At 59.5% G+C, this 16241-nt stretch carries 15 protein-coding genes; 8 read left to right on the forward strand and 7 right to left on the reverse strand.

What is annotated here, in order from left to right:
* Positions 1–268 precede the first annotated feature (268 nt).
* Positions 269–1150 (forward strand): N-acetylglucosamine kinase, encoded by an 882-nt coding sequence (locus tag DTW90_RS01520; RefSeq protein ID WP_149336118.1) that lies wholly within the window; start codon positions 269–271, stop codon positions 1148–1150.
* Complete coding sequence (locus tag DTW90_RS01525) at positions 1147–1911, forward strand: GntR family transcriptional regulator (protein ID WP_132519698.1); 765 nt, start codon at positions 1147–1149, stop codon at positions 1909–1911. Before DTW90_RS01520 ends, DTW90_RS01525 begins: the two co-directional genes overlap by 4 nt.
* A gap of 2 nt (positions 1912–1913) precedes the next feature.
* Here the strand turns inward: DTW90_RS01525 and DTW90_RS01530 are convergent, their stop codons facing one another.
* The 3 genes from DTW90_RS01530 to metH form a co-directional block, all read right to left on the reverse strand.
* Positions 1914–2315 carry a type II toxin-antitoxin system VapC family toxin gene (locus tag DTW90_RS01530; protein WP_149336119.1) on the reverse strand — a complete coding sequence of 134 codons (402 nt, stop codon included), beginning with the start codon at positions 2313–2315 and terminating at the stop codon, positions 1914–1916.
* Positions 2312–2545 carry a type II toxin-antitoxin system prevent-host-death family antitoxin gene (locus DTW90_RS01535; RefSeq protein WP_149336993.1) on the reverse strand — a complete coding sequence of 78 codons (234 nt, stop codon included), beginning with the start codon at positions 2543–2545 and terminating at the stop codon, positions 2312–2314. Before DTW90_RS01535 ends, DTW90_RS01530 begins: the two co-directional genes overlap by 4 nt.
* A 188-nt stretch (positions 2546–2733) precedes the next feature.
* Entirely contained in the window at positions 2734–6507 is a 3774-nt protein-coding gene (metH, locus tag DTW90_RS01540; protein ID WP_149336120.1) for a methionine synthase, read from the reverse strand.
* A gap of 175 nt (positions 6508–6682) precedes the next feature.
* Between metH and DTW90_RS01545 the strand changes: the two genes are divergently transcribed.
* On the forward strand, positions 6683–7939 hold the full coding sequence (locus tag DTW90_RS01545; RefSeq protein WP_149336121.1) for an AGE family epimerase/isomerase: 1257 nt from the start codon (positions 6683–6685) through the stop codon (positions 7937–7939).
* Positions 7940–8112: 173 nt separating this feature from the next.
* Here the strand turns inward: DTW90_RS01545 and DTW90_RS01550 are convergent, their stop codons facing one another.
* Positions 8113–8607 carry a heme-degrading domain-containing protein gene (locus DTW90_RS01550; RefSeq protein WP_132519683.1) on the reverse strand — a complete coding sequence of 165 codons (495 nt, stop codon included), beginning with the start codon at positions 8605–8607 and terminating at the stop codon, positions 8113–8115.
* Between the two features lie 173 nt (positions 8608–8780).
* Complete coding sequence (locus tag DTW90_RS01555) at positions 8781–9722, reverse strand: ATP-grasp fold amidoligase family protein (RefSeq protein ID WP_149336122.1); 942 nt, start codon at positions 9720–9722, stop codon at positions 8781–8783.
* A gap of 82 nt (positions 9723–9804) precedes the next feature.
* Here DTW90_RS01555 and DTW90_RS01560 point away from each other — a divergent pair, with 82 nt between their 5' ends.
* Positions 9805–11301 carry a lipopolysaccharide biosynthesis protein gene (locus DTW90_RS01560; protein WP_149336123.1) on the forward strand — a complete coding sequence of 499 codons (1497 nt, stop codon included), beginning with the start codon at positions 9805–9807 and terminating at the stop codon, positions 11299–11301.
* Between the two features lie 14 nt (positions 11302–11315).
* On the opposite strand, the gene DTW90_RS01565 is transcribed toward DTW90_RS01560, so the two are convergent.
* Positions 11316–12455, reverse strand: a complete 1140-nt coding sequence (locus tag DTW90_RS01565) for a polysaccharide biosynthesis protein GumK (protein ID WP_246664867.1) — start codon at positions 12453–12455, stop codon at positions 11316–11318.
* A gap of 391 nt (positions 12456–12846) precedes the next feature.
* On the opposite strand from DTW90_RS01565, the gene DTW90_RS01570 reads away from it, so the two are divergent.
* The 3 genes from DTW90_RS01570 (at position 12847) to DTW90_RS01580 (ending at position 14704) form a co-directional block, all read left to right on the forward strand.
* A complete protein-coding gene (locus DTW90_RS01570) occupies positions 12847–13794 on the forward strand; it encodes a polysaccharide lyase (RefSeq protein WP_246664897.1) in 948 nt (315 codons plus the stop codon).
* A gap of 87 nt (positions 13795–13881) precedes the next feature.
* Positions 13882–14178, forward strand: coding sequence for a hypothetical protein (locus DTW90_RS01575; protein ID WP_132519671.1), 297 nt, complete (start codon positions 13882–13884; stop codon positions 14176–14178).
* 319 nt (positions 14179–14497) lie between these two features.
* Complete coding sequence (locus DTW90_RS01580; protein ID WP_132519668.1) at positions 14498–14704, forward strand: hypothetical protein; 207 nt, start codon at positions 14498–14500, stop codon at positions 14702–14704.
* 178 nt (positions 14705–14882) lie between these two features.
* On the opposite strand, the gene DTW90_RS01585 is transcribed toward DTW90_RS01580, so the two are convergent.
* Complete coding sequence (locus DTW90_RS01585) at positions 14883–15101, reverse strand: hypothetical protein (protein WP_149336125.1); 219 nt, start codon at positions 15099–15101, stop codon at positions 14883–14885.
* Positions 15102–15640: 539 nt separating this feature from the next.
* Here DTW90_RS01585 and DTW90_RS01590 point away from each other — a divergent pair.
* Positions 15641–16150, forward strand: a complete 510-nt coding sequence (locus DTW90_RS01590) for an arsenate reductase ArsC (protein WP_149336126.1) — start codon at positions 15641–15643, stop codon at positions 16148–16150.
* The last annotated feature ends 91 nt before the right edge of the window (positions 16151–16241 follow it).

Raw genomic sequence — 16241 nt, forward strand, 5'->3', positions numbered from 1 at the left:
CACCATCTTTTCGAGGGCCTTCCGGCTATTTTTTGCCGGTTCCGCCGATGCTTGCCTGCACTGTTCCCTTGGGAAGAATTAAGGCCAAAAAAATACCAATTGTCCAGCCGAATTTAACTTTTTGGCGCCAGAAAATCGTCTTTAAAAATTTTCATCAGCAAAAACAGTACGATAACTGCAAAAATAAAGCCAGGGCCTACCTCTTGGTAAATGGTATTTTTTTGGTATTGTAAAGAAAAAAGGGAACTGACGGCATCCGGAGGGTCAGATGACAGGGTTCGCGATCGGCATCGACGGCGGCGGGACAAGCTGCCGTGCCGCTGTGGCAGACAGAACGGGCAATATTCTCGGCACCGGCAAGGCCGGCGCCGCCAACATCATGTCTGATCCGGAAGGAGCCCTTGCCAATATCGTCGAGTCCGCCAAGGCAGCATTTCAAGGCGCCGGATTGCCCGTATCCGACATCGACAAGGCAAGCGTCGTGCTGGGCGTCGCGGGCGCCAATGTCGGCCCCTATGGCGCCCGCATCCAGGCATCCCTTCCCTTCGCCAGAAGCCGCGTCGTCACGGATTCGCTGATCGCGCTACAGGGCGCCCTTGGTGATGGTGACGGTGTCGTCGGCGCTTTCGGCACCGGTTCGGTCTACAGCGCGCGACGTGATGGCAAGGTGACCGAGATCGGCGGATGGGGCTTCGTGGTCGGCGATCAGGCAAGCGGCGCGCGCCTCGGGCGCGATCTGCTGGAAGCCGCCCTCCTCGCCCATGACGGCGTTTACCCCGCCACGCCTGTCACGACGTTGGTGATGGCTGAATTTAGCAATGATCCACAAAAGGTGGTGGAGTTCGCCCACATATCGAAGCCCAAGGATTTCGCCCGCTACGCCCCACTCGTTTTCGGCCATGCCGAACGCAACGATCCCGTTGCGCTTGCCATTGTCAGCAAGGCGGCGCGCGATATCGATGATACGATCCAGTCGCTGCTCTGGCCGGAGTGCCGCGCGATCTGCCTTCTCGGCGGTCTCGCCGGCGCCTACAGGTCGCGGCTCGCCACCAGCCATCAGACCCTGATGGCGGAGCCGAAGGGCGACGCCTTGCAGGGCGCCGTCGCCTTTGCGGTCGATCTCGCCAGAGAAGAAGGGGTCCGGGCATGACCGAAGACCTCACCCACATATTTTCTCCTGAGCGCCTCCTCGCTGGTGGCACCGGCCCGCTCTACGTCAAGCTGCGGCGAACGCTGGAAGACGCGGTCAAGGCCGGAACGCTGAAGCACGGCGATGCGCTGCCACCGGAACGCGATATCGCAGAATACGCCGCCGTGAGCCGCGTGACCGTGCGCAAAGCCATCGATGACCTCGTCGCCGAAGGCGTCCTTGTTCGCCGCCACGGCTCCGGCACCTTCGTGACCAAGCCAGTGTCGAAAGTGGAGCAACGGCTTTCGCAGCTGACCTCGTTCACGGAAGACATGGCGCGGCGCGGCATGAAGGCCCGCTCCGAATGGCTGCACAAGGGCATCCACACCCCCTCGCCCGATGAAATGATGATTCTCGGACTGGCGGCGGACACAAAGGTCTCCCGCCTCAGCCGTCTGCGCATCGCCGACGACCAGCCGCTCGCCATCGAACACGCCAGCGTTTCCGGCGAATTCCTGCCCGACCCGTCGACCGTCACAAGCTCGCTCTATGCCGAACTGGAGCGACGCCAGGTTCGCCCCGTTCGTGCCGTCCAGCGGATTTCCGCAACGAATATGAAGGAAGCCGACGCGGGCCTGCTCGGCGTACCGGTCGGCGCCGCAGGCCTTTCGATCGAGCGCATCTCCTACCTCGGCTCCGGCCGCGCGGTGGAATTCACCCGCTCGCTATATCGCGGCGATGCCTATGATTTTGTCGCCGAATTGACGATTGGGCCGAGCTGAGGTCACCAAAGCCGAGCGATCCAACCATCATGGTCGGCAAGTCCATCGAAAACCACGTCCGCCGAGATGACCGCAATCCGGTTTTCGATCGCGGTAGCGGCTAGAAACCGGTCGAAAGGATCGCGATGGTTCCAGGTCAGCATCGACGCGCCAAGACATATTTCGGGTGTCATCGCAGCTATTCGTCCGCCCTGCTCCTGAAGCAGCCCGGGCAACCTGTCAACGAAGGGCGCCATCTCCGGCCACTTGCCGATGCGCACTTTCTGACCGATTTCAAACAGGCTAATTGGGCTGACGAAAACATTCTCAGTCCCCTCGATGAGTTCAACCGCTCTCGGCGAAAGACGCGCATCGCCCGTTAGCGACCATGCCCAGGCATGTGTGTCCAGTAGGAATGAGCTCACTCGGCGCCTTCCCAAAGCGCAAGTTCGTCTTCTGGCATGGGCTCAAAGAAATCGGGCCCCTCTCCGGCAAGCTTACCTTTGAGGATGCCGATCCTAAACGAGGCCTGTTCAATGGGAACGATTTTCACGACAGGCTTGCTGCCCTTGGCAATGATAACCTCTTCGCCGGACAGCGCAGCGTCGATTAGCTTCGACAGATTTGTTTTTGCGGCGTGTACAGTAAATTGCATCGGCGGCCCCTTGGCTAACTTAGCCATATATACATTCAAAGGGCGTTCATTTCCATCTACTCTCTGCGCAAATTATCTCCAGCGCAAATTCCGATTCCCGATCAAACACTTGCGGCCGGAAGATGAATCAATCTCCCAGCCGCACTACGTCTCGATCTATAACCCTAAGTCAGGGAAATTCCCTGCAATCACGCCGCATCGTCGACCGCTGCAGCGGTCTTTGTCGGCACATAGTTCAGCACCGGACCCAACCAGCGCTCGACCTCTTCGACGGGCATACCCTTGCGCTCCGCATAATCCTGCACCTGATCCCGCTCCACCTTGGCGACGCCGAAGTAGTAGGCGTCGGGATGGCCGATGTAGATGCCCGACACCGATGAGCCAGGCCACATGGCGTAGCTTTCCGTCAACTTCACGCCGGTTGCCACCTCCGCATCGAGCAGGCGGAAAAGCGTTTCCTTTTCGGTGTGATCGGGCTGCGCGGGATAGCCGGGTGCCGGGCGAATGCCGGCATAGGCTTCAGACACCAGTTCCTCGTTCGAGAGGTGCTCGTCCCTGGCATAGCCCCAGAACTCGCGGCGCACACGCTCGTGCATGCGCTCGGCAAGCGCCTCGGCGAAGCGGTCTGAGAGCGCCTTGACGAGGATCGAGGAGTAATCGTCGTTCGCCCGTTCAAAGCGTTCGGCAATGGCGATTTCCTCGATGCCCGAGGTTACGACGAAACCGCCGACATAATCCTTCACCCCGCTTGCGACTGGAGCGACGAAATCCGAGAGCGCCACGTTCGGCCGGTCCTCGCGCTTGGCGATCTGCTGGCGCAGCGTATAGAAGGTGGCGAGTTCGGCGGAGCGGCTTTCATCGGTGAACAGCTTGATGTCGTCGCCGACGGCGCCCGCCGGCCAGAAGCCGATGACTGCGCGGGGACGGAACCATTTTTCCGCAATGATTTTTTCGAGCATGGCCTGCGCGTCGGCATAGAGTTGTCGCGCCGCCTCTCCCTGCTTCTCGTCCTCGAGAATGGCCGGGAACCGGCCCTTTAGCTCCCAAGTCTGGAAGAACGGCGTCCAGTCGATATATTTCGCGAGTTCCGCCAGATCGTAATCGTCGAAGACCTTGGTGCCGAAAAATTCCGGAGCCTTGGGCTTGTAAGCCGACCAGTCGATCTTGACCGCATTCTCACGGGCGCTGGCGAGCGGCAGGCGTACCTTCTCCGCTTCGCTTTTCGCATGGGCGGTCGCGACCTTGGTATATTCGGCCCGGACGGTTTCGACATAGCCCTGCTTGGCATCAGGCGACAGCAGCGCCGACACGACACCGACCGCGCGGGAGGCATCGGTGACGTAGACCGTTTGGCCCTTTTCGTAGCGCGGATTGATCTTGACCGCCGTGTGGACGCGACTGGTCGTCGCGCCGCCGATCAGGAGTGGGATATCAAAACCCTGCCGCTCCATTTCGGATGCGACATGCACCATTTCGTCGAGCGACGGCGTGATCAGGCCGGACAGGCCGATGATATCGACCTTCTCCTTTACAGCGGTTTCGAGGATCTTCGTCGCCGGCACCATGACGCCGAGATCGATGATCTCGTAATTGTTGCAGGCGAGCACGACGCCGACAATGTTCTTGCCGATATCGTGGACATCGCCCTTGACGGTCGCCATCAGCACCTTGCCGGCCGACTTCCGCTCATCGCCGCCATTCAGACGCTTCTCCTCTTCCATGAAGGGCAGCAGCACGGCGACCGCCTGCTTCATGACGCGCGCCGACTTGACCACCTGCGGCAGGAACATCTTGCCGGAGCCGAAGAGATCACCGACGACGTTCATGCCGGCCATCAGCGGCCCCTCGATGACATGCAGCGGGCGCTCCGCTTGCTGACGGGCTTCTTCGGTATCGGCCTCGATATAGTCGGTGATGCCATTGACCAGCGCATGCTCTAGCCGCTTCTCGACCGACCATTCGCGCCATGCCAGATCCTGCACCTTTGCTTCCCGGCCCCCCGCGCCGCGGAAGCGTTCGGCGACTTCGAGCAGTCGCTCGGTGGCGTCGGATCGGCGGTTCAGCACAACGTCCTCGCAGGCCTCGCGCAGTTCGGCATCGATATTGTCGTAGACGGCAAGCTGGCCGGCGTTGACGATGCCCATGTCCATGCCCGCCTGGATGGCGTGATAGAGGAACACGGCATGCATCGCCTCGCGCACGGTCTCGTTGCCGCGGAAGGAGAAGGAAAGGTTTGAGACGCCGCCGGAAATATGGACGAGCGGCATGGTCTGCCGGATCGTCCGGGTTGCCTCGATGAAGTCGACGCCGTAATTGTTATGCTCTTCGATGCCGGTCGCGACCGCAAAGATGTTCGGATCGAAGATGATATCTTCGGGCGAGATGCCGGTCTGCTCCGTCAGCAGCTTGTAGGCGCGCGTGCAGATATCGACCTTGCGCTGATAGGTGTCGGCCTGCCCGGTCTCGTCGAAGGCCATGACGACGACGGCAGCGCCATAGGCATGCAACAGCCTTGCCTGCTTGAGGAAATTCTCCTCACCCTCCTTCAGCGAGATCGAGTTGACGATCGGCTTGCCCTGCACACATTTCAGACCGGCCTCGATGATCGAGAACTTCGAACTATCGATCATGACGGGCACGCGAGCGATATCGGGCTCAGCTGCGATCAGGTTCAGGAACTCGACCATCGCCTTTTCGGAGTCGATCAGGCCTTCGTCCATGTTGATGTCGATGACCTGCGCGCCGTTCTCGACCTGGTCGCGGGCGACGGCGAGAGCCGCGGTATAGTCGGCATTGGTGATCAGCTTGCGGAAGCGTGCCGAACCGGTGACATTGGTGCGCTCGCCGACATTGACGAAGGGAATCTCCTTGGTCAGCTCAAAGGGTTCCAGACCCGAAAGCGACATGAAAGGCCGATGTGCCGGCAACTCGCGCGGCTTGTACTTCGAAACTGCAGCGGCAATGGCGGCAATATGCTCAGGCGTCGAACCGCAGCAGCCGCCGACAATATTGACCAGGCCATCGCGGGCAAAGCCCTCGACCTGTGCTGCCATCATTTCAGGCGTTTCATCATACTGGCCGAATTCGTTCGGCAGGCCGGCATTCGGATAGGCGCAGACGAAAGTATCAGCAGCGCCCGAAAGCTCCTGCAGGTGCGGACGCATAGCGTTGGCGCCGAGCGCACAGTTGAGGCCGATCGTGAATGGATTGGCATGGCGCACGGCATTCCAGAATGCGGATGGAGTCTGGCCGGAAAGCGTGCGGCCGGAAAGGTCGGTGATCGTGCCCGAGATCATCACGGGAAGACGAACGCCCTTTGCCACGAAACGCTCCTCGCAGGCAAAGATCGCGGCCTTGGCATTCAGCGTATCGAAGATCGTCTCGATCAGGATGATGTCGGCTCCGCCGTCGATCAGGCCGTCGATCTGCTCGCCATAGGCAATGCGTAGATCGTCGAATGTCACCGCACGGTAACCTGGATTGTTGACGTCAGGGGAAATTGAAGCCGTCCGGTTGGTCGGCCCGATGGCGCCGGCAACGAACCGACGCTTGCCGTCCTCACGCTCGGCGCGAACAGCGGCGCGGCGCGCGACTTCGGCGCCTTCCTTGTTCAGCGCATAGACCTCGCCTTCCATCTGATAGTCGGCCTGCGCGATACGCGTCGAGGAAAAGGTATTGGTCTCGATGATATCGGCGCCGGCCTTCAGGTACTTGTAGTGGATTTCCTCGATCGCATTGGGCTGCGAGAGGATCAGAAGATCGTTGTTGCCCTTCTGGTGGCAGGCACAGCCGATGAAGCGGTCGCCGAGGAAATGATCCTCGTCGAAGCCGAGCCCCTGGATCTGCGTGCCCATGGCGCCATCGAGAACGAGAATGCGCTCGCTCGCCGCTTTCCGCAGCGCCGCGAAGACTTCGCTTCCATCTCGTTTCGTCGCTTCCGAACCAAAAAGATCATTGAACACGAGCGGACTCCTTTAGCCTGATTGCGACTTCGCAATCAAATCACATAAAGATATCTTTATGTCAACATATCTATGCATCGATCTATCGATCACAAGCCCTTCGTGACCGTGACATCCCACCGGGCGCTCTATATAGAAATGGCAACAAACCTATGGAGGGAGTCGGAGGATGAGCATGAATCTCGAAGCAGAATCGCCAAAACTCGGAAACTGGACCACGCGCGACTACCATCGCCGCTGGCTTCTCGATCAGGCGAACGGACTTTTCGACTTCTTCCAGTATAACGGCGTCAACGCCACGGGTGGCTTTCACGACATGGACGATGTCGGCAACCCGCTCGATGCCGTCAATCCGCTTCGCAGCGTCCACCTCACCGCCCGCATGATCCACTGCTTCGCCGTCGGCTCGCTGCTCGGTCGTCCCGGCGCCGACGAAATCGTCGATCACGGCATGACCTATCTCTGGAACCAGCATCGCGATGAAAAGTTCGGCGGCTATTGCTGGTCGCGCAACAATGACGGGCAGGTCGATTCGAGCAAGCAGGGCTACGGCCATGCCTTCGTGCTGCTCGCCGCCTCCTCCGCCAAAACAGTCGGCCATCCACTCGCCGATGGAATGATCGCCGACGTCACCGAGATCCTGAACACGAAGTTCTGGGAAGCCGAGCACGGCGCCATCAAGGAAGAATACAATCAGGATTGGTCGCCGATCGACGGCGGCACTTATCGCGGCCAGAACTCCAACATGCACCTGACCGAAGCCCTGATGGCGGCCTTTGAAGCGACGGGCGACAAGGAATATCTGACCAAGGCCGAAAGCATCGCCGATCTCATCATCCGCCGTTCCGCCGGTTCGGTCGATTGGCGCGTCGCAGAGCACTTCAACGCACAATGGGTGCTCGACAAGAATTATCGCGGCAACGAGATGTTCCGCCCGTCAGGCACGACGCCGGGCCATTGGCTCGAATGGGCGCGGCTGACGCTGCAGCTCTGGGCACTCGGCGGCAAGCGCCACGACTGGATGCCGGATGCGGCGCGCGCTCTATTCGCACAATCCATGTCACTGGGCTGGGACAATGACAAGGGCGGCTTCTTCTATACGCTTGACTGGAACGACACCCCCGCAAAGCGCGAGAAGCTGTGGTGGCCGGCCTGTGAGGGCGCGGGCGCGGCGCACTTCCTCAACGAGAATGATCCGAGCGATTTCCACGAGGCAAGCTACCGCAAGATCTGGGGTGTCATCGGCCGGAATTTCCTCGACCACAAGAACGGCGGCTGGCACGAGGAACTGACGGAAGACCTCAAGCCCGCCCACACGATCTTCCCCGGCAAGGGCGACATCTACCACGCACTCCAGGCCTGCCTGATCCCGCTCTTCCCGGCAACCGGCAGCCTGACGAAGGTCATTCCGGAAGCCAGCGGCAAGATCTGACTGCTGCTGGCGAAACGGCTGCTAGCCACGGGTTCACACGTTCAATCGTCGTCCTCGGGCTTGTCCCGAGGATCTGCCACGTTGCAATCAAATCATCCGTTGCAGATGCTTGGGACAGGCCCGAGCCGAGCATGACGAAGGGCGGGTTGAAGCCGTCTTCTTAATTTAGTCTCTCAGCCCTCCGAAAGCGCGAGATTATGAAGCTCGTGCCCGAGCATTAGCGCAAGAGCCTCCACGACGAGATTGTGGTCGTCACGCTGGGGCAGACCGGAAACCGTAACGGCCCCCACGCAACCCGTCCCATTCACATTGATCGGGAAGCTGCCGCCATGCGAGGCGTAGTCGGTCGGCGGCAAACCATTGTCTTCGACCCTCTTGCCGGCTTTCTCGAGCATCAGGCCGCTCGCATAGCTGCTGCGGAAATAGCGCAGCACCATGTTCCGCTTGCGCCTGATCCACTGGGCATTGTCGGGCGTGGATCCCGGCAAAGCGATGTAGAAGACCGGCATGGAGTGGAAAGTAACATCGATCGCCACGCCAAGATTGCGCTCGCTCGCAAGGTCATGCAGCAGCTTGCCGAGCACCCAGGCGGTTGAAAGGTCGAACGCGTCGAAACGCAGTGTTTCCTCCTGCACCGCAATGCGGCTCAGATCGTGGTCGATCGTCATCGGTGAAATTCTCCTCCAAAATATCCTAGTCGACCCTATCAAGCGCCTATGCGCCGATTTGTCTACGGCCTTCTGGAGCAATTCCAGCAAAAGTGTGACGTGGTTTTGCGTTCGGAATTGCGTCAAATCAAAGGGATAGAGCGCTTCGGCGATTCGAAGAAAGCGGAAGTGCTCTAGGGTCTGGCCGGCAGATCGAAGCCGAGCTGCCATTTCTGCCCCAGCAGCAAATCGTATTCTGCCGGCTCGAATGCCTCGAAGCCACCACCGGGGTAGAAGGTGAGTTCTCCGACATAGACCCAGTCGGCGGAAGCGTAGAGATCGACCCGGACGAAATCGATATCATGGGCAATCGTCTCGGCAATGCGGATCATCTCCTCCAGCCGCGCCGGCCGGGGCACTTCGCCGGGGTAGAGCCCGAGATAGTCCGGATCGTAGAAAGGCAGCTTCTTCCATTCGGTCGTGTAGTTGCAGGAATAGCCCTGCCCGCCCTCGCGAATGTCGATCTCGATATGGGAAACCTTGCCGCCAAAGGTGAACAGCCGGTAGTCCCAGGGAACGCGACCATCGGCGAGAAGCATCGTCTCGATGATGATGCGCCGCTCCAGCCCGCTATAGGCCCACTCGCGATTGTAGGATGCATGGTCGATGGCGCGCCATTGCGACGAGGGATTTTCCTTCAATAACTTCCGGATATCGGCATCGCTGTAGAGAAAGCGGCCGACACCGCTCGCATGCGTCGGCTTGACGACCGCCGGCAGCGTGATCGCCGACCAGTCGACATCGGTAAGATCGGTTCCCACCCATTGCGTGGGAATGACATGCTGGCTGCCGACCCGCTCCGCGATCAGTTCCTTGGCACCGGCCTTGTCGACGAAGCGCGGGAAAAGCGGATTGCGATCGTAGAGCTTGCGCACCTGCATCTTGTCGGTGAACGTCTGCGGCGACTTGAGATTGGGAAACTTGCCGCGGATCGTGAAGTATTTGAGATTGCAGTAGGCTCGATCCGGCAAAGGCGAAATCAGCCGCCAGACGAGGTTAAGCGCCCGCTCGCCGATACTCTTCTGCAAGTATCCGGGAATGAGGAAAGTATCTCGATCGCCAATACTATCGGTCAAGGTCGCTTAGCCACTCCTGTTTTGCGAGGAATACCAATGCTCCTTTAACACAAGGTTATGGAAGCACTATCATGATTGGCCCATGTCGAACCTACTCAAAAGCTCCCTGATCAGCCTTGCAGCAACGATCATCTCGCTTATCGCGGGCTTTGCGAGCAACATCATCGCAGCACGTCTGCTTGGCCCCGCCGGCTCCGGCAAGGTGGCCTACGCGTTGTGGGCCGCAACCTCGGCAGCAGCGATCGCCGACATGGGCCTGCCACAGACACTGTTGCGAAACGCCGGCGCACTGTCGGGCACCGGCAGCGCCTGGAAGTCGCTGGTGCGCGCCGCATTGCGGGCATTCACGATCTCGCTCCTGATGGTTTGCGCTGCAATCCTCGTCTATGCGGCGATGACCTATGCCTATCGCGACGCACGCCATGCCTGGTTCTGGGTCGTAACCGCCATTCTCTTTCTCAGCTATGCCGTTTCCGCCTTCTCGACGGCGGTTGCGCGCAGCCGGAACCGTTTTGGCCAGACGGCGAATAGCACGGCCCTCGGCAGCGCACTGCAGGTTCCGCTGGTTCTTGTCGGTGCATGGCTTCTCGGCCCAACCGGCGCTCTCTTCGGCTATGTCGCAAGGTATCTGCCGCAGGCGCTCCGGCTCGGTCATTACCTCGACCGGAGCATCCCTGCTTCCTCCCACGCGCTGACACCGGAAATGCGAACCTATGGCCGCTATATGTGGCTGAGTGACCTCATCGAAATCCTGGTCCTCTCGCGCGTCGAATTCCTCTTCCTCGGTTTCTTCTTCTCGGCGACAGGCATCGGCTATTTCGCCGTCGGCCTCGGCCTTGCGGGTCTGATCGAGCAGGTCATGCTGCAGATCTCACCCGCCCTGATCGTCAGCTTCTCCGACGCCCATGCCAAAGGCGACCAGAAGGCTCTGCAGAATGCCTATTCGCGGGTCATCCGCATGGTCGCGCTCGTCATGCTGCCGGTCAGTTTCGGCGGCGCCGCCATCATGCCCGACCTGCTGCCGCTGATCTTTGGTGATGCCTTTCTGCCTGCCGTACCCGCAGCTGCAACGCTCCTGGCCTTTGTCTGGATTGCAGGCCTCTCGGTCATCCCCTGGGGCGTGGTCGGCGCTGCCGGTCGCAGCTGGCTTCTGCTGCGCGTGCAAGTAATCAGCGGCATCCTAACAGTCTTGCTATTATCCCTTTCGGTGCCACTTGCCGGCCTCGAAGGCGCGGCGGCCTCCCGCGCCGCGATCACCACGCTCACATTTATCCTGCTGGCGCTGACGGCTCGAAGGCATGTCGGCGTTGCTGTTCCCGTGGGAGCCCTTGCCAGGAACGTCCTGGCCGCCGCCCTGTGTGCGGCAGCCGCGGGAACCGCCGTCTATCTCCTCGACGGTCCTGCTGCCATCATCGTTGCGATCCCTGCCGGTGCCGTCGTCTATGCGCTTGCAGTGCGCCTGCTGGGCCTCATCGAGGCAGCTGATGGAGAGATGCTGATGGAAAGCCTCGGGGGCAAATTGCCCGGGCCGTCACGACCCCTGGTCAATGGGTTGCTCGGCTTCCTCGCACCCTCCTGAGCCGCGCCTAGGAATCAAGCCTGGTCGAATGCAGTTCGCAACGTCTGTTTGGCGACATCGCCCCAAGTCAGAATTCCTTCGCTGAATTCAGGCAAACGCGGCATAGCCAGCGCCGCATCGATCTTCTGCCGCCAGCCGGTTTCGCCATCGAGGCGATAGGGAATGCCGTTGGCGCGCTTGAATGGAATGAGATCGGGCAGCAGGATCGGCAGACGGCAATAGCTATACTGCGAGAGCTTGAGGCTCGATTCCGCAAGATAAACCTCATCGGTCGTCAGTCGGTAGGGCGCAAGGCCGATATCCGCATGACGGATATAGGGCACGATGCTTTCGAAATCCCGCTCGCCATAGACGACGATATTCGGCGACGGCGCCCCGCGCCATGTCGCCCCAAAGATATGGAAGGTCACTTCGGGCGCCGCAGCCACCATCTGGTCGACAGCCAGCTGGTCGAAAAGCATGTTGCCGACCGAAATGGCATTTCGGCTGCCGGGCTTGTAGGGCGAAGCATAGCGACGATCGAACAGTGCCGTATCCACACCCTGCGGGATGACGCGAATGCGGCCACCAGTCGGCAACAAAGCACCAAGACGCTGCGACGGCACGCAGATGACATCGAAGCGCGGGATCGCCTCTTCCTGCATTTTCTGCAGGATGGGCGCCGCACCGACGCTTCTTAAGAGATCACGACAGAAATAGAGCGTCCTGGCACGAGGATTGAGCTTGCGAACATAGTTGAAAAAGCTGAGCGCCGAACCGCTTTCGATGACGACGAGATCGGCCGTTGCGACGGCCTTGCGGGCAAAATCCGGCAGATAACTGCCGTAGACGCGGAAGGCGACCTCGTTCACCCGATTCAGCACCCTGTTGTTCGAGCTAAACGCATGCAGCGGCGGAAGATAGGCCCCGGCATCAAGATTTGGCTCTACTGTCTCGAAACGGTTCGCCTGTACCTTCGACAAGGCATTAAATCGCGGACGGTCCTTCAGACGCGTCAGCCAGCTATGTCCGATCGTAACGAAATGGACCTTATGTCCCTGCTCCGCCCACTTGCGTGCGACGAAGTGAATGGACGCCTTGCGATATCCTCGCAAGAACACGTGCGATGTCAGAATGACGATCTTCAGGCGCTCTCCACTCAAGTCATCTGCCAATGGATCCCCGCTCGCGGAACCGTATTGAACGAACCAGACTGCGGATGACTGGTTGCCTACGATCCTGAAACTGCATCCCCCGGCCGGCCTCTCTCATGGCCCAAAGTGGGAAGTGATGAAATATGCCGCGGGAAGCGGACAATCATGTCCGGGGCGCTGAAATCCACGACAAGCCCTCGATGTGTCGATTTGAGCCGAAAAGGACCTAACAGGCGGTTAAGCAACGGCTGCGACTTCCGGTAGTCGGCCCTGTCAGAAAATCTGTCGGCAATAACGACAAGTCCAGCCGATGCGACGAATACCCGCCCCTTGCCCGCCGATGCGGTTCAGGTCATTGATAGCGCACTGAAATCCCGCCGGAGAATCCTTCCCAATGAAAGTGAAGATCGTCATGTGCGCAATTTTGACTGCGTTTTCCAGCGTTGCCACTGCTTATGCTGAAAATCCCGGCCAGGAAGTGTTGCGTGATGGATTCGACGGTAAGGACTTTTCCCCGCAGGGCCATCTCTACTATCGGGACAATACCGAGCAGGAAGCCGGCAGCTACGAATTTCAGTCAGCGGTGACCCGCAATGGTGGCGGGGCACTGAAGCTGAGCGTGAAGCCCCTGTGTACCTCATCCGAACAGAACTGCAGCGAACGCGCAGAAATCTGGGAACGCACAAGCCACCGGGTCCCCTATGATCAGGGCGTCTGGTACGGCTTCGCCGTCAAGTTTGGAGATCCCATCCCATCGGGCGATCATCGCTATCTCATCGCGCAGTGGAAACGTGAAATCGGCCCGGAGGCGCAGGGCGACTTCAGCCCCTTTCTTGCGCTCCGCCTCAACAACGGCAAGCTCTTCGCCACCGTCGAAACGAACTATGTCGCGCCGCCGACCGGAAGCGGCAATGGCGAGACGAAATCCTGCGGCGGCACAGAGGCGCCGGTCTGGTATCGCCCGGACACAAACCAGATGCGCGCGCTTGTCGCCACCGACGCCAATTGGTCAAAGGAGGATGGCGCCGAGTTCAAGAATTGCACCGACGCGATCACCATTACCGAGCACGGCAACAAGCTGCCGACCCCGGATTCCGGCTGGATCGATTTCGCGATCTACACCCAGCCTGGACCCGATGGGACAGGCCGAATTGAAATCTTCGCGAACAACAAATGGATTGTCACCGTCAAGGGACATATCGGCCATGCCGACAAGGGTCTCGGCAAGAACCAGTATTTCAAGTTCGGTCCCTATCGCGCAGCCGACACCACCGACTGGACCATGTATTACGACGATTTCCGGCGCTCTCCGAACTGCGCAGACGTGCTGGAACAGAGCAACCTCTGCCCGCCGAAATAACGGCCGCTGTGATCAAATTGTGATCGTCCGAGAGCGAACTTTTCGGCGCTTTGCGCGTTTCTTGCCCAGCACAAGGAGACGCGTCAGATGCTCACCACGAATCGTGACTGCCAGCGCGACGGCGCAAGGAATGCCATTCCAACCATGGGCGAGATCGAGGGCCGCATGGCTGTGCTTGAAGTCGTTGCGCAATCGGCCTTGACCCATGCACTCGATGAAGGCGACGAGGTTGTCGATGCCAGCCTGCTTGCGGAAATCCGCAAGGCAATGCGCGACAAATGCAGCGAGCTCAAGCTCGACAAGGAAGATTCAATATCCGCAATCTGCTTTGCGGAAGAACTCATAGAAGCAGCGATAGAGGCATCGCATCCTATCCACCAATGATGTGGTCGAGACCAAAACTTATTCTCGCGGGGATGGTGGCTGTGGCCGTCATACTCGCATTGGTTTTATTTGTGCATCCGGCCGGCGAGAAGCCGAGCTTATCAGCCAATCCAGCACTTTATGCACCGGAGCAGACGCCGCGATAATCGCTCTTTCCCCGATCGTAAATCTTAACTGTGCCGAATTGAAGCACGCCCCGTTTAAGGTTTGATCGTCATTAACGCCGCCATTTGAACGACCTTGCAAATTTCAGGAATAAAATCAGTCTGGAGAAATCCGCTCCTGAACCCCTGCCCCCGCAAATCCCAAGGTGTCGCTGATGTCGATGATGGCCAACTCGCAGTTCTATCCCGATGATGTCGATGTACTTGCCGGCGCACTCTATGCCTGGTGCGCGGAACGCAGCGTCCGGCTTCACAGCCAGGAAGGTCTGTTTGCTGCGAGCATCGCCATCGATCTCTACAATGCCGGCCATCAGACCCAGGATCAATTGCTGGGCGCACTGCACGACCACGAGGCGCACTGAAACGATACACCTTCAATACTGTTGAAGGTGTATGTGACGCGAAGGTCAGCAGTTTGAGGCGGTTGATGCGGTCTGAATATTCTGGCCCGATATCGCCCAGCCTTTCACAAGGCGGACCAACCCCAATAGCGCGCCATTTCGGAAGCTGCACAGCCCTCGGTAGAACGCGCCCGCAGCCCTAGTGGCTTCGACCAGTCGAGGTCCGTAGCTCTTCGCGCCGCAGCTCGTCGATGGCCGACATTGCCTCGTCGGCGGACCAGCCTGCGCGCATGGCTGCCGCAAGCAGCTTCATCTCGGCCTCTTGCTCCAGCCTCATGTAAAGCGGTTCCAGAGCTTCTTTTGCTGTTACGACATGCTCGTCGGGCGTGGGTATCGTTGAGCTGTTCTGCATCGGCATGGCTCTCTCTTTTTCGTTTTGTACGAATGAGCGAAATGCGCACCGCAGTGATCTGGTTCCAAGGCTTTCGAGAAAACAGGACCCCTCAATCGGCAACTTCTATTCTGAGCTACTTTGCCGGCGAAATGTCAAGCGCCCGAATATCCCTTTTCTCTCATCGCTTCTGCCGGCTGCTCCAAAATCGCGCGGGCATTTCCGCGCGTCCGGGCCTGCAGGTTGAATATCTACCCGCTTGCCGGGCAAAGCGCCCGGCAGAACAGCCTGCAAGGTCGAACTTCCGTCCACTCCCCGTGGTCAGCAGGACGCGAACGCGATATAAAGATAACAGATCTGGATACGGATAAAAAAACGGCTCTCGCTGCCATCAGGCGCCCGATCAGGACACCCCGGAGAGGTTCTGGTTGGTTGCGACGGCGGGCGGAGAGAGCGTCACCGCCGAGAAGATCGTAGCGGGTCTTGTTCGTGCGGCATCAGGGCTCGCCGGGACTCTGCCAACCGATCATCCACGCCGTCACTTTGCAATTGTTGGGAGGACATCGATGAGTGACAAAATATTCAACGTTCTCTTTCTATGCACCGCCAATTCGGCCCGGTCGATCATGGCCGAATCCATTCTGAATATCGACGGCAAGGGCCGCTTCCGGGCGTTTTCGGCTGGAAGCCAACCGAGCGGCGCCGTCAGCCCTTGGGCAATCAAAACCCTTGAAGCGCTCGGCTATCCGTCCTCCGGCTTGAGCTCCAAGAGCTGGGACGTCTATGGAGAACCCGACGCGCCGCACATGGATTTCATCTTCACCGTCTGCGACAACGCCGCCGGTGAAGCCTGTCCCGTATGGCCCGGACACCCCGCGACCGCCCATTGGGGGATCGAGGACCCCAAGGCCGTCGAAGGCCCGGACCTGGAAAAGGCCCGCGCCTTCGCGCAGGCCGCGCGATATCTCAAGAACAGAATTTCCCTGTTCGTCAATCTCCCCATTACGTCGATCGAACGGCACGTCCTGCAAAGCCACATCGAAGAGATCGGCCGCGCCGAGCCGATGGCAAGTTGAGGGCGGGGATCTGTGATCCTGCACCGAGCTTCGTCGGTAGAGCGCACGGAGGAATACCGATTAGCAATTCTCAACACGGCGAGCGAGTGAT

Source organism: Neorhizobium sp. P12A, assembly GCF_008365395.1.
Taxonomy (GTDB): Bacteria; Pseudomonadota; Alphaproteobacteria; order Rhizobiales; family Rhizobiaceae; genus Rhizobium.